Origin of the sequence: Erysipelothrix sp. strain 2 (EsS2-6-Brazil) (genome assembly GCF_016617625.1) — a bacterium.
Classification (GTDB): Bacteria; Bacillota_I; Bacilli_A; order Erysipelotrichales; family Erysipelotrichaceae; genus Erysipelothrix; species Erysipelothrix piscisicarius.
On the sequence record NZ_SBAR01000001.1, the window covers coordinates 331,477 to 345,205 of the forward strand.

The 13,729-nt window shown below is 38.4% G+C and carries 10 protein-coding genes and 1 pseudogene; 4 read left to right on the forward strand and 7 right to left on the reverse strand.

The annotated features are described in order from the left end of the window. Nucleotides 1-38: 38 nt before the first annotated feature. Complete coding sequence (gene cysK / locus EPJ89_RS01590; RefSeq protein WP_200542749.1) at nt 39-968, reverse strand: cysteine synthase A; 930 nt, start codon at nt 966-968, stop codon at nt 39-41. Nucleotides 969-1,101: 133 nt separating this feature from the next. Here cysK and EPJ89_RS01595 point away from each other — a divergent pair, with 133 nt between their 5' ends. Beyond that, complete coding sequence (locus tag EPJ89_RS01595) at nt 1,102-1,527, forward strand: RrF2 family transcriptional regulator (RefSeq protein WP_123171725.1); 426 nt, start codon at nt 1,102-1,104, stop codon at nt 1,525-1,527. On the opposite strand, the gene EPJ89_RS01600 is transcribed toward EPJ89_RS01595, so the two are convergent. The 5 genes from EPJ89_RS01600 to EPJ89_RS01620 all read right to left on the reverse strand — a co-directional run bounded on the left by EPJ89_RS01600 (nt 1,524) and on the right by EPJ89_RS01620 (nt 8,614). Continuing rightward, on the reverse strand, nt 1,524-2,852 hold the full coding sequence (locus EPJ89_RS01600; RefSeq protein ID WP_200548836.1) for a hemolysin family protein: 1,329 nt from the start codon (nt 2,850-2,852) through the stop codon (nt 1,524-1,526). The two genes, EPJ89_RS01595 and EPJ89_RS01600, sit on opposite strands and share 4 nt — an antisense overlap. A 233-nt stretch (nt 2,853-3,085) precedes the next feature. Further along, nucleotides 3,086-6,103 (reverse strand): ABC transporter permease, encoded by a 3,018-nt coding sequence (locus tag EPJ89_RS01605; RefSeq protein WP_200548837.1) that lies wholly within the window; start codon nt 6,101-6,103, stop codon nt 3,086-3,088. Further along, the gene (locus EPJ89_RS01610; RefSeq protein WP_125164749.1) at nt 6,097-6,798 is read right to left on the reverse strand and encodes an ABC transporter ATP-binding protein; all 702 of its coding nucleotides are present in this window, start codon (nt 6,796-6,798) and stop codon (nt 6,097-6,099) included. The genes EPJ89_RS01605 and EPJ89_RS01610 overlap by 7 nt, the downstream gene beginning before the upstream one ends. Continuing rightward, the gene (locus EPJ89_RS01615) at nt 6,795-8,120 is read right to left on the reverse strand and encodes a CCA tRNA nucleotidyltransferase (RefSeq protein WP_161636678.1); all 1,326 of its coding nucleotides are present in this window, start codon (nt 8,118-8,120) and stop codon (nt 6,795-6,797) included. The genes EPJ89_RS01610 and EPJ89_RS01615 overlap by 4 nt, the downstream gene beginning before the upstream one ends. A 101-nt stretch (nt 8,121-8,221) precedes the next feature. Then, the gene (locus EPJ89_RS01620; protein ID WP_125164751.1) at nt 8,222-8,614 is read right to left on the reverse strand and encodes an Hsp20/alpha crystallin family protein; all 393 of its coding nucleotides are present in this window, start codon (nt 8,612-8,614) and stop codon (nt 8,222-8,224) included. Nucleotides 8,615-8,808: 194 nt separating this feature from the next. Between EPJ89_RS01620 and EPJ89_RS01625 the strand changes: the two genes are divergently transcribed. Next, nucleotides 8,809-10,128, forward strand: coding sequence for an aminopeptidase C (locus EPJ89_RS01625; protein WP_200548838.1), 1,320 nt, complete (start codon nt 8,809-8,811; stop codon nt 10,126-10,128). A gap of 77 nt (nt 10,129-10,205) precedes the next feature. Here the strand turns inward: EPJ89_RS01625 and glmS are convergent, their stop codons facing one another. Beyond that, nucleotides 10,206-12,017 (reverse strand): glutamine--fructose-6-phosphate transaminase (isomerizing), encoded by a 1,812-nt coding sequence (glmS, locus tag EPJ89_RS01630; protein WP_200548839.1) that lies wholly within the window; start codon nt 12,015-12,017, stop codon nt 10,206-10,208. A gap of 318 nt (nt 12,018-12,335) precedes the next feature. Here glmS and EPJ89_RS01635 point away from each other — a divergent pair, with 318 nt between their 5' ends. Continuing rightward, nucleotides 12,336-13,112: an alpha/beta fold hydrolase gene (locus tag EPJ89_RS01635; RefSeq protein WP_200548840.1), complete on the forward strand. Its 777-nt coding sequence runs from the start codon at nt 12,336-12,338 to the stop codon at nt 13,110-13,112. A 162-nt stretch (nt 13,113-13,274) separates the two neighbouring features. Then, nucleotides 13,275-13,729: pseudogene (locus tag EPJ89_RS01640) on the forward strand (IS3 family transposase); the annotation flags it as partial.

Sequence of the window (13,729 nt, forward strand, 5' to 3'; positions counted from 1 at the left end):
CACGATTGTTTTGATTCAATTACCGTGTTCTTTTATACTTATTCGTTAAACATGGGTGTTGATAGATAACGTTCCCCGGTATCTGGAAGGACGACAACAATCGTTTTGCCTTCATTTTCAGGTCGTTGTGCTACTTTAAGTGCAGCAGCAACCGCAGCACCGGAAGAGACACCTACAAGTAAACCTTCTTTTTGGGCCAATTGACGACCCATAACAAATGCCTCTGAATCCGTAATTCGTAAAATCTCTTCATAGATATCTGTTTGAAGAATCGATGGTACAAACCCTGCACCCAGACCTTGGAGTTTATGTGGGCCGGGTTTTTCACCCGAGAGCACTGCTGAATTTTCGGGTTCAACCGTAATCACTTGAATATTTGGATTTTGTTCTTTTAGATACATACCCGTACCCGTAATGGTTCCGCCGGTACCAATACCTGCAATAAAGATATCTACTTTACCATCAGTGTCCGCATAAATTTCAGGACCTGTAGTTGTGTAGTGAGCTTGTACGTTAGCTTGATTATCAAATTGTGATGGAATAAATGAATTTTCGTATTCCTTCGCAAGTTCCTCAGCCTTAGCAATGGCCCCTTTCATTCCAGCAGCACCATCCGTAAGAACAAGTTCTGCGCCATAAGCTTTTAATAAATTACGACGTTCGACACTCATCGTTTCAGGCATCGTTAATATCACCTTAAGACCCATGGATGCACCAATTGAAGCAAGTCCAATACCAGTATTTCCACTGGTTGGCTCAATAATAACGGTTTCATCATTAACGAAACCTTGTTTACGTGCCTCAGTTAACATTGCGAATGCAATACGATCTTTAACACTACCACCTGGATTAAAAAATTCTACCTTAGCAAGAATTGGGTTTTTAAGTCCAGCTTCTTTTGAAATGTTCGACAACTCAACAAGAGGCGTGCGTCCAATTAATTCTGTTATATTTTTATATGTTTTCATATTATCACCTTTACCTATATGTTATATATGTATTATACAACTATTTATATTCATGTCAATTCTAACACTCTTTCAGTTTCATTGACTTTACCTAGTAAAAGACATAACATTATAGGTAATAAGGAGTGATGACATGAAATTATCTGCACGAACACGTTACGGTATTGCCGCGATGACATATATGCACATCAACGATCAAGAACTTACCACCCTGGTTAATATCGCTGAGCATTTAAATATTTCCAAAATTTATCTTGAACAAGTTTTTTCCAGTTTAAAGCAAGCGAATCTCGTTGACGCTGTAAAGGGTCCTGCGGGCGGTTATTATTTAAAGTCCAAGGAATGTAATATGTTTAACATTCTCAACGCCTTAGAACCATCGCTTTTTGAGAAAACCCCTGCTTCAACAGATGATAATATTATTAATGCTGCACTGTGTACGCATTTATATACCCCTATTGATGCAGCATTACGCGAAACATTAAAAGGTATTAAACTAAAAGAAATCGCCGAACTCATAAAAAATGAATCCGGCGACGGTAATATGTATTATATCTAATCTTCTAGGGAGTCGAGATCGACTTCCTTTTCTTTTGTAACACGAACCCGTGCAATGACCTTTTCATCAAGCTCCATGATTGAAAAGCGGTATCCATGATAAATTACATCTGATAAATCTTCACGCACATCTTCTTCTGTTGGAAGACGCCCGATTTGCCCCACTACAAAACCACTTACAGTATCATAATCTTCAACTGGAAGATTAATTTCTAAAACATCTTCCAAATCCTCAATATCACAGGCACCATCTACTAAATACTCATCAACATTAACGGGAACAATTTCTTGTTCTTCTTCCTCATCATATTCATCCATGATGTTACCCATAATTTCTTCAATGAGATCTTCCATCGTAACAATCCCAGCCGTACCACCATACTCATCGATAACGACCGCAAAGTGCATCTTACTGTTTTGTAATTCTCTGAAAAGCTCATCGGTACGTTTAGAATCGGGTACGTAATAAGGTTCACGAATAATTTTCTTAATTTCAAATACTTCATCCTCGCGATGATCTTTAACATAACGCAATAAGTCACGCAAATGAATTAAACCAATAATATTATCGATACTATCCTCATAAACTGGATAACGTGTATAGCGTTCTTCGTCCACAAGTTCCATAATCTCAGCAAAAGAGCTGGATACATCAATACCCACAACTTCTGTACGGTGCGTCATAATATCAGCAACATCCAGATTATCAAACTCAAAGATATTATTAATCATTTCTTTTTCTGTGACATCAATTTCACCCGCATCAACCATGATTCGAATTTCTTCCTCAGTCACTTCATCTTCAACTTTATTTGGATCAATTCCAATAATTCTTAATACAAGATTGGTGGATACTGACAAAAATTTCACCAAGGGCTTCGTGAACACAGCCAGCCACGAAATAGGATAAACAACAAAAAAAGCAAATTTTTCTGGACTGGTCATCGCAATGCGCTTTGGCACAAGTTCTCCAAAAACAAGCATTAAATATGATGTCAACAGTGTAATCAAAATCATAGAAATTGGCTTCATAACCGAAGCAGCCATCCAACCATTTTGTACAACCCAATCAGTGAGTACTTGTGCAAATGCTTCTGAAGCAAAAGCCCCTGACAAAATACTTGCTAATGAAACACCAATTTGAATGGTTGATAAAAAACGGTTTGGAATTTCTTTAAGATTCAATACACGTCGTGCCTTTTTATTTCCTTCCTCAGCCATACTTTTTAGTTTGTTATTATTAATTGAAACAAACGCTAATTCACTTCCGGCAAAAAAAGCATTTAAAAGCACTAAAAATACTAGGGTTATAACTTGAACAAGCATTATTGAACTCCCCCTATAACTACACTGTAATTTTGATCCCTTTTAGGATAACTATCCTGGTCACTGTTTTCCACAAACAATCCTCCAAATTTTCTATAACAGTAATTCTACAAATTACAGCCTCAATTGTCAATACTGAGGCATTTTCACTTAAACGATATACTTTATTATATCATAATTTCAAAATGATACTACAAACGAAGGCAAAGAGGCAAGCGCCTCTTTGTCATCATTTAATCATCAAAAGTCTTTAAAGCTTCACTCATATTAACATTATTTGCGCGTCGTGCCATTAAGATGTTAATGACAATTGAGAGGGCAAAGGTCAGCACGCTGGCCAACACAATACTCATTGGTAACAGCTCACGATTAAACATGATTGCATCCAATTCTGCTTGAACAACTACAAATTGATGGAGGAAATATCCGAAACCAACACCAAATATCAAACTCATTAATGTAAGAATAATGTTCTCGCGCAAGATATATGTCGCCAATTCTTTTGGATAAAAACCAAGCACCTTGAGTGTCGCCAGTTCTTTATATCGCTCACTAATATTCATGGTAATGAGGTTTAAAAGCACAATCACTTCTAAAGCAAATGCGGCACCCACAATTACATAGATGACAATATCAAAATTACCCATCATATCCTGATAGGACTCACGCATATCACCCAAGAAACTAACATTAAACACAGAATCTTGGCTCAGTAGTTTTTCCGCAACCTGATCGTGATCATCCGATGTATTAAAGAGATACATATTCTCAGGAAGTTTCTTTCCTGTCAAGACTTGATGCTGTGCCTCACTCATAAAGATGTAATGCGCAACATAGTTTTCAGAAATTCCACCGATTTCAAACTCATATTCTTGTTCATTTACCCTGAACGTCATCACATCGCCAACATCCACATTTTTTAAGATGGCAAGTTTTTCGGTAATGACAATCGGGTCCTTTTCGACCGAAATCGGTGCTTTTGTATGACGATCTTTTAATTGAATAAAGTTCGGTAAGGCTTTAAAATCTTCCGCAACATAAAGCGTTACATCTAAATCATCTACTTTTGCTGCTTCGGTTGCAAGATGAATGGAATCGGTCACCGTAATATTTTCAGTTGAGATGTCACGATCATAGAGAACCATACCGTCGTATTGGATCACTTCATCAAATTGTTTATCTACAATCGAATAGATTGAATGTTTAATACCAAATCCCGTAATTAGGAGCCCACAACAACCGCCTATTCCGACAACGGTCATCGCAAAGCGCGTTTTATTTCTAAATAAATTACGCAGGCTCACTTTATAAAGAAAGCTAAGACGATCCCAAATCATCGGAATCCGTTCGAGAAGAATTCGTTGACCGCTTTTGGGAAGGGGTGGACGTAATAGGTTTGCTGCTTTCTCACGGCTGACTGACATGGATTTAATCATTGCAACGCCAACACTTGATACAAAACTAATCAAGAGCGGAACTGCTGCATAACTCCAAACAAAACCACGCTCAAGTTCGGGTGTAAGATACATAATGCGATATGCATTATAGATAAGTGTTGGAATCATGTAGAAGCCCATGATAAGCCCTAAGATTGAACCCAAAATCCATGCAAGACCTGTAAAACCAACAAACTTCATTGCAGAAGCAAACCAAGAGTATCCAAGCGCTTTATAGACACCCATTTGCATGCGTGATTCATCAACCATTCGGGTTACAGTACTGAGCGTTACAAGAATTGCAACACCAAAGAAGATTAATGGAAAGACCTGACCAATCGCTTCAATACGGTCACTATCTTGGTAAAACTCACGATATCCAATTAGCACATCTTCCCGATCAAGCAGATAGAGTTTCCCATGATCTGCATCTTCAAGCTCTTGTAATCCTGCATCAATTTCTTTTTGACCCGACTCAATTTGGTCATACGCTTCTGTTTTTTTAAGATTAAATGCTTGTTCTGCCTCGGTTAAACTTTTTAATCCTTGATTATATTCTTGAATTCCTTTTTGAATACGTTCTTGACCCGCTTTAAATTCTACCTTGCCCTGTTCAAGACGCTCATATCCTGTTTTAATTTCTGTTTCGTTTTGATCAAGTTCCAGCTTCGTCGCGTTAAGCGTTGCTTCTGCTTTATCAAACGATGCAATCGCCGTCAACGCTTCTGTTTTTTGAGGTTCAGGCAGTGAGTCGACAATTTCTTTTAATGCATCAATTTCTGGACGTTTTGACTCTAAAGATTCTAACCCCGAAGTATATTGGGCCTTCCCTTCTTCAAGTTCTGTTTCATATCCTTTTAGAATATTCTCACGCTCACCCACCGTTTGCGCAAAACGACGCACGGCACTGTCAAGCTTTGTTTGTAAATCACCAGGTCCAGGCTGCGATGATAATTCAAGAATGCCATTTTCAAGTTCTTCATGGGCATCTTGCAGTTGAAGTTTGGACTGCGTGAGGGCTTGAGCCCCTTTCGCAAATTCACGATCTGCTTCAAGACGTTTTTGATCTAATTCTTCTTGCGCATCTTGGAGTTTTTCAAACGCCGGTTTAGAAGCACGATCAAATCGTTGTGAGGATAGCGATGCTTCATGGTCTTTAATCCGTTGCTTTTGATCTTCGACATCCGCGCCCTCTGCAAATACAAATCGCGCACTGGTGAACACGTCAATCTCTTTATCCAGATCAAATCCATACATAAATCCTAAAACATTACCCGAGCCTACTTTACTCTGTCCACGTTCTAAATTCATATACAGACTTGATTCCGCAAACCCAACTATTTTTAGATTTGCAGGTCTAAAGACATCATTTTTCTTTAACTTTATTGTGTCCCCCAACGAAAATCCACGGTGCTCTTGGAGCACTTTATCCACGACCACTTCGTTTTTGTGACTCGGCATCCTCCCGTCAACAAGTGTAATGTCTTTTTCTGTCTGATCGTTTAGGTCAATAACTTTCATAACCCCATCAACATCACGCAGATTCATAAAAGCATCGCCATCATAGACACCGACGGCATCACCATCGACAATGTCACTCAGTTGATCCAACATGGCTTGATCGATACCAAGACTGTGACGGTATTCTAAATCCATCACTTCGCTTTCTTTCATATAACGATCACCGGTTGCACGCATATCGTATCCGGTTACACGAATCCCAACAAAAAAACCAACCCCCAACGCGGTGATTATAAGGATCGCAACAAACTGAAACCATTTCGCCTTAATTTCGCGTAGGATATCTTTTACCATGAGATGTCATCCACTGACTTTACATCATCATTAACCCAATTACGTTCGACTCTACCGTTTTTAATCTCGATAACGCGATCAGCAATTTGTGTAATGGTTTGATTATGCGTAATAATCACCACGGTCATATTATAAATATCGGAACAATCACGTAAAACACGCAACACCTGTTGCCCTGTTTCCGTATCAAGTGCACCGGTTGGTTCATCACAAAGAAGTAACTTCGGATTCTTTGCAATCGCTCGTGCAATCGCCACCCGTTGTTGTTCACCACCGGACATTTGTGCTGGGAAATTTCCCATCCGTTTATCAAGACCAACTTGTTCTAAAATCATCTGGGGATTTTTTGCATCATTACAAATTTGGGTTGCCAGTTCAACATTCTCTAACGCCGTAAGGTTTGGAATTAAATTATACGACTGAAAAACAAAACCCACATCGTCACGACGGTACGCCGTCATTTCGCGATCACTCATTCCAGTGATTTCTTTTTCATCAATTGTAACTGTACCGGAAGTGGGCGAATCCATCCCTCCAATAATATTCATCACCGTTGTCTTTCCTGCACCAGATGGTCCTACAATGACAATAAACTCACCTTTATTAATTGAAAAATCAACACCTGCACAGGCTGATATTTCAACATTTCCAACTTTATATATTTTTGTAATATCTTTAACTTCAATATAACTCATACTGCATTAACCTCCTTGATGCAATTCAACAGTGATTTTTGTGTATTGGGGAGTGTTCCTTCGATGACACGATCCAAACACAGATTGAGATACTGATTTATCCTTTTTCCTTCAATGCCCAACTTTTTTAAATCTGATGCCGAGATATCAAGATCTCGTATGGATGTGGGGCGTTTTTGACTGATAACTTCATCAATAATATGATTGATATGCGTGCAACGTTGTAATTGATACTGCGCACCCAATCCTTTTGCCAAGTTATCTGCGCGCTTCACAATCATCAAATCTCGAACCCAATCGATACCATGAACCCGAATAAGTTGCTGGATTTGTGCCGACTCGGGTTGAATTTTTAAATCGTGTTCGAGAATCAATCGCTCTAAATATGTGACTTTCTTTTTTGAATATTGAAACCCTTCAAAGAAAGGACGTGCGATGACACCGCTTGCTTGCGCATGACCGGGATAATGAGCAATTCCAGAATCGTCTACAGTTTGCACAAAGACCTTTCCTAAATCATGAAACAATCCAACCAACTTTAAATCCATTCGATTGGGAATTCCTTGTACGGTACGAATCGTGTGCTCGTAAAGGGTGTATTCATGAAATGGATTCTGTTGATCAAACGCGAGTGTATCCTTTAACGGTGGAAATACCGTCATTAAAAACTCGGGACAAAGCAAACTCGTCTCTACAAAATAGGGCCCATTTAGATATCGCGTAAGGTCTGGATAAAGTTGCACAAGCTTCAATCGGTGAAGCGACTCCAACTGATTTTGAGCTGCATGCAACGTTTTCGCCTCGATGTCAAAACCAAGCTCAGATTTAAATCGATACAAACGTGCAAGACGCAATACATCTTCTCCGAAACGAACCTTTGGGTCGCCAATGACCCTTAACTTACGATTGTGTAAATCGTCAACACCCTGATGGTAATCAACCAAACCATGCCGTGGATGATAATAAAGCGCATTGACCGTAAAATCACGACGCAATGAATCATCATAGAGATGATTGATAAACTCGACGCGTGATGGACGTCTGCCATCTTCATAATCACCCTCAAGTCGCATAGTAGAAATTTCAAAATGCTCTTCATCCACCCTAAACTTAATACCATAATCGTGACCAATCGGTTCAATTGAATAATTTTTATAAATTTTTAGAAGTTGTTCGGGTAAAGCGTTAGTACATAAGTCAATATCAAATGATCGATGGCCCATAAGCGCATCACGAACAAACCCACCAACCACAAAAGCTTCAAAACCTCGGTCAGTAAGTTCCATCATTACAGATTCGATTTGTTGAGATAACGTAATCATTTGCATCAACTCCATATAAATTATAACACCCTTCGCACGAAGGTGAGCATTGTTCACCAAAAATTAACAAATCAAAAAAAAAAGAGGAATTACCCTCTTTTTTATTTAACACTAATCTTATTCGAAAGCTGTTCTTCAACTTTTGTCGGTAAAGTAATTGATAAGATACCGCGTTCGTAAGTTGCATCAATGGCATTTGCATCAACATCCGCAAAGCGAATTTGTCGTTTAACGCTCTTTTGATTTCGTGAACGATAGAAATAATTCTTTTCTTCTTTTTCTTCAGATGTGCGATGTTCTGCCTTAATCGATAAGATGTCACCACTAAATTCTACATCAATATCTTCTTTTTCAAATCCAGGCATCTCAATATCAACATGATAATTCCCAGATTCACGATAAATATCAATTCCGGTGCCAAAGCCTGCATTATTCATAAAATCATCACCAAATAAGCTTTCTAAAAGTGTTGTCGGTCTAACTGTTTGTTTCATATGTCCGCCTCCTATTTTAGCACTCACTTATACAGAGTGCTATTACACCTTTAGTATATCACATTCGTTAGCACTGTCAATACATGAGTGCTAATTCGTGAATAATTAGGTATACCTTTCTTGACACCATAATTAATCAGGCGTATAATACCAATTAAATTAGGTGACCCTAATTTAATATAGGAGGTCTTATAATGGCTATTTCAAAATCATTATTATCCGAATTCAAATCGGAATATCAAAATAATAAAACGGCGCGCACCCTTGAAAATGCAGTAACACACAACGGCATTCACGATACTGCCGTCGATCACACACTCTCATCACGTTATCCTGATGCATTTTCTGTTCAGGCTAAAGGGGGTCACATTACCAATCAGAAAGCAAGCGGACGTTGTTGGATGTTTGCATCACTAAACACAATGCGTGCTGATGTTCTGGGTTGTCTTAATGTTGATACCTTTGAATTCTCAGAAAGTTACCCTTTCTTTTGGGATAAATTAGAGAAGGCAAATTACTTCCTTGAAAGCATTATTGAGACAAAGGATGAACCAACTGATGGTCGCTTAATCCAACATCTACTCTCTGGTCCCATTCAAGATGGTGGTCAGTGGGATATGTTTAAAGGAATTTTAGAAAAATATGGTGTTGTACCGAAAGAAGTCATGCCCGAAACATATCACAGTTCAAACTCTGCCTTCATGAACAAAATCATCACGTCAAAACTGCGCGAATTTGCTTATGAACTGCGCGAATCTGAAAACCCACGTAGCAAAGATGAAATGTTATATGAAATTTACCATATTTTATGTTTATGTCTTGGAACACCTCCAGAAACCTTTAGCTACGAGTATCATGATAAAGATGGTAATTATAAAAAAATCGACACCATCACACCTGTAGCATTTATGAATGAATATGTTGGATGGAATCTTAAAGATAAAGTAAGCATTATCAATGCACCAACCGCTGATAAACCTTATGGAAAAGCATTTACAGTTAAATATCTTGGAACGGTGAAGGAAGCAGATCCCATCAAGTATGTGAATGCACCGAGTCAAATTTTAAAAGAAGCAGCCATCGCACAACTTCAAGATGGAAAACCAGTATGGTTTGGATGCGATGTTGGGCAAATGCACGATCGTGAAAATGGAATTATGGCTAAAGATGCCTTTGATTTCAAAGGCGTTCTTAATACTGAATTAAACCTTGATAAATCCGGTCGTCTTGATTATGGCGACAGTTTGATGACCCACGCCATGGTTTTCGTTGGGGTTAATCTGGATGAAAACGGAAAACCAACACGTTGGAACGTTGAAAACAGTTGGGGAACAGATCGTAATGCACGTAAAGGCTATTACACCATGACTGATGAATGGTTTGATGAATACAACTACCAAGTTATGGTCGACAAGAAATATGTACCGAAAGATTATCTTGCAGCCCTTGAAAGTGATCACGTCATTGAGCTTGAACCATGGGATCCAATGGGAGCTCTCGCTCTAGTGAAATAGTGGTTAAGATGATTGGAGATTTATCCACGTACTGACCGTCAAAAGAAAAACGTATCGAAGGATACGTTTTTCTTTTGTTATTCTACGGTAACTGATTTTGCCAGGTTTCGTGGACAATCGATGTCGCAGTCTCTGATTTTTGCACTGTAATAGGCAAACAATTGATGTGCAATAATGCTGATAAACGGCATGGTTTTATCATCAACCTTTGGCACGACGAACACATCATCACAAAAACTCGAAAGCATCGGGTCGCTGGTCATCAACAAAAGTTGACCTGATCGTGCTTGCACCTCCTGTAAATTGCTCAGGGTTTTTTCTTTAGTATCCATTTGTGTTAAGGTCACAATTGAAAGTACTTTTGGATCAATAAGAGCAAGGGTTCCATGTTTTAATTCCCCTGCCGGATAAGCATCACTCATAACATAAGAAACTTCTTTGAGTTTCAGCGATGCTTCAACCGAGGTTGCGAAGTCCAGTCCACGACCTAAGAAAAACACTGAAGAAATCCCCAAGTATTTTCGTGCGAGCGCTTGAATGTCATCTTTTTGTTCAAGCAGGTCTTGTTGTGCACGAATACATTGTTGAAGCATCACAAGAGCTTGATGTGGATGATTCGATTCTTGAAGTGATAATGTAATAAGATACAACAATGCGATCTGTGCCGTGTAGGCTTTTGTACTCGCCACAGATTTTTCAAACCCCGCACATGTATAAATACACACATCGACCTCGCGTGCGATTGAAGACCCTTGAGTATTCACAATTCCAAGCGTCTTAATTCCTTGCTCAGAAACCATGCGTAAACAGGCAAGACTATCTGCCGTTTCACCACTTTGCGAAATAAACCATGCACAATCTGCTTCACCGAGCTTTAAAGGATAATAACGGAACTCACTTGCTGTATGAATCATGACTCGATAATCTGTTTCAGCTTCAATCCAATACTTTGCGCATAACCCTGCATAAAGGGCCGTTCCACATGCAATAATGTGGATGGTTTTAATGTTTGTAAAGAAATCACACGGGATGGGCAAGGAAACATTTAACGAACCCTCATCATCAGCTTGTGTATAAGTTCTTAAAGTTCGGTCAAGTACATCGGGTTGTTCATGTATTTCCTTAAGCATAAAATGCTCAAACAATTGTCGATCGGATGATTCTTGATTCCAATTCACAAAATGAATTACTTTATCTTTAACTTCGATACCATCGGATCGGTACACCACAAACGAATCCGACTCAACACGGACAATTTCACGATCATCAAGAAGTATATACTCATTGGTATAACTCAAAATGGGTGACATATCCGAACCAAGAAACATTTCATCTTTTCCAATACCTAAACACAATGGACTGCCGTGCCGAACACCATAAAGAACATCCTGTTCGTTTAAAAACATGATCGCAAAAGCATAACTACCACGAATCCGGTCACACAGTAATTCAATGGCTTTTTGATTTGAGATTGATTGCTTTATTAGATAATCCAAATACTTGGCCGCAACCTCAGAATCTGTCTCTGATACAAAACTGTAACCAAGTGCTAATAATTCTTCTTTCAACTCTAAATAATTTTCAATAATGCCATTATGTACCAACACTACATTTTCTGTGCCATGTGGGTGCGCGTTATTTTTAGATGCACGACCATGCGTTGCCCAACGCGTATGACCAATACCACAGGAAGGTTCACCTTTACGAGCTGCTTCAAGTTGCATTTCTAAATTCTTAATTTTTCCTTTTTCTTTATACGTTTTTATTTTTTTTCTTTCTTGAATCGCTAAACCAACTGAGTCATACCCTCGGTACTCTAAGTGGGATAATCCCACGCTTAAAACGTCGACAGCATTACGCGTGCCAACATATCCTACAATTCCACACATATTATATATCTCCTATTATTTTAAGATTATGGTTGATAAGGGATTTGTTCTATTTGTCCTTATCTTACGATTCCATATAACCGAAGAGGCATCCGCCGAAGTCTCGATTCTCCTCTTTCCTCGTCGCTCAATATGAGCCAGGCGCTTGTATTCCTAAAAAACCTCCTTTCGATTTTTATTTTACCATACTCTTTTTTATCCTAATAATTTTTTTTCTTAAACAACTACATCGTGTAATTTAGAGAACTTAATCATTCTTTGTGTTTTATTACAAAGAGTTTGCTATAATGTGGATATTGTAATTTTGGAGGTTACACAATGTCTTATTTCAATTTTATGGGGCATGAGATCTTTTATGAAGAATTCGGTATGGGAGACCCCTTGATTTTCCTACATGGTAATGCATCATCATCTGATGTATTTAAACCGATTATTGATTTATATAAAGATGACTTTAAAGTCGTTCTCATTGATTTTTTAGGTTATGGAAAATCCGAGCAGATTGATACATTCCCACTTGATATTTGGGCTTATGAGGCTGCTCAAGTTTTAGAATTGATTCATATTAAAGATTATCGAGATGTAAAATTAGTTGGAATGAGCGGTGGTGCAATTGTTGCAGTGAATATTGCACTCAAAGAACCCGGACGGATTCATAAAATCATTGCCGATAACTTTCAGGGTGAATCATCAAGCCCGCAATTTCTTGAATCGCTTGCACGTGAGCGTCGCAAGTTACTTTCCAGTATACCCGGAAAGTTTAACCTCCGAAGGATTCATGGAAAAAAATGGCATACAACAGTGGTTAATGAAACCAATGCAATCTTAGAATTTGGGAATACACCCTACTTCGATGATTTGAGTAACCTACGTGCTCCCCTTCTTTTAACGGGATGTCGTGATGATCAGCGCATTCGTAAATGTCATTACATCCATATCTATAATTGTCTTCTTAAAAAAGTTCGACATACCTCGATTTATTTGTTTAAAAATGGGAAGTATCCAGCGGTGCTTGCCCATCCTGAATCGTTTTCCGATTTAGCCTATCATTTCTTTGATGACGATGACACGATTCAAATCTATAAAGTAGAATAGAATCATTATACTTTATATTAATCATATTTACATTTTGGACCCCCATAAAAAACCCCACCTGCGGAATTGTTTATTTGGAACTGACCTAGTTCCGTGGGACTAAAGAAAAAAACCTCTTGTATGAGAATTATTGTAAAATAGTTCAATATAGGAGGTTTTTATATGGGAACACGAACTATGCATAGCTATGAGACAAAGATGAAAGTTATAGAAATGAAGTTGGCAGGCTACTCAAGCAGGTTTATTCAGACTGAACTTGGAATAAAAAATGTAACTCAAGTCAAAACATGGTGGAGATGGTATCGAAATGGTGAACACTACCGATTTTCTCAACCGGTAGGCAAGCAATATACTTTTGGAAAAGGGCCTGAAGGAGACACGGTCGAAGAAACACAAAGACTTAGAATTAAATCTTTGGAGCAACAAATTGAACTATTAAAAAAGTATTTGGAAAGAGAGAGGATGTGGTTCCTGAAATAATCATCAAGCTCGTTGAAGAGTATCGCAACACTGTATCAATTAAAGATATCTTGAATCTTTTTGGGGTACCTAAGTCAACGTATTACCGTTGGACTAAAAAAGAGCAACTAGATTCTAATAATTATTCTGTCAATGAA

Coding starts and splice junctions, on each gene's coding strand:
- cysK (WP_200542749.1), bottom strand. CDS start 968: ATGAAAACATATAAAAATATAACAGAATTAATTGGACGCACGCCTCTT.
- EPJ89_RS01595 (WP_123171725.1), top strand. CDS start 1,102: ATGAAATTATCTGCACGAACACGTTACGGTATTGCCGCGATGACATAT.
- EPJ89_RS01600 (WP_200548836.1), bottom strand. CDS start 2,852: ATGCTTGTTCAAGTTATAACCCTAGTATTTTTAGTGCTTTTAAATGCT.
- EPJ89_RS01605 (WP_200548837.1), bottom strand. CDS start 6,103: ATGGTAAAAGATATCCTACGCGAAATTAAGGCGAAATGGTTTCAGTTT.
- EPJ89_RS01610 (WP_125164749.1), bottom strand. CDS start 6,798: ATGAGTTATATTGAAGTTAAAGATATTACAAAAATATATAAAGTTGGA.
- EPJ89_RS01615 (WP_161636678.1), bottom strand. CDS start 8,120: ATGATTACGTTATCTCAACAAATCGAATCTGTAATGATGGAACTTACT.
- EPJ89_RS01620 (WP_125164751.1), bottom strand. CDS start 8,614: ATGAAACAAACAGTTAGACCGACAACACTTTTAGAAAGCTTATTTGGT.
- EPJ89_RS01625 (WP_200548838.1), top strand. CDS start 8,809: ATGGCTATTTCAAAATCATTATTATCCGAATTCAAATCGGAATATCAA.
- glmS (WP_200548839.1), bottom strand. CDS start 12,017: ATGTGTGGAATTGTAGGATATGTTGGCACGCGTAATGCTGTCGACGTT.
- EPJ89_RS01635 (WP_200548840.1), top strand. CDS start 12,336: ATGTCTTATTTCAATTTTATGGGGCATGAGATCTTTTATGAAGAATTC.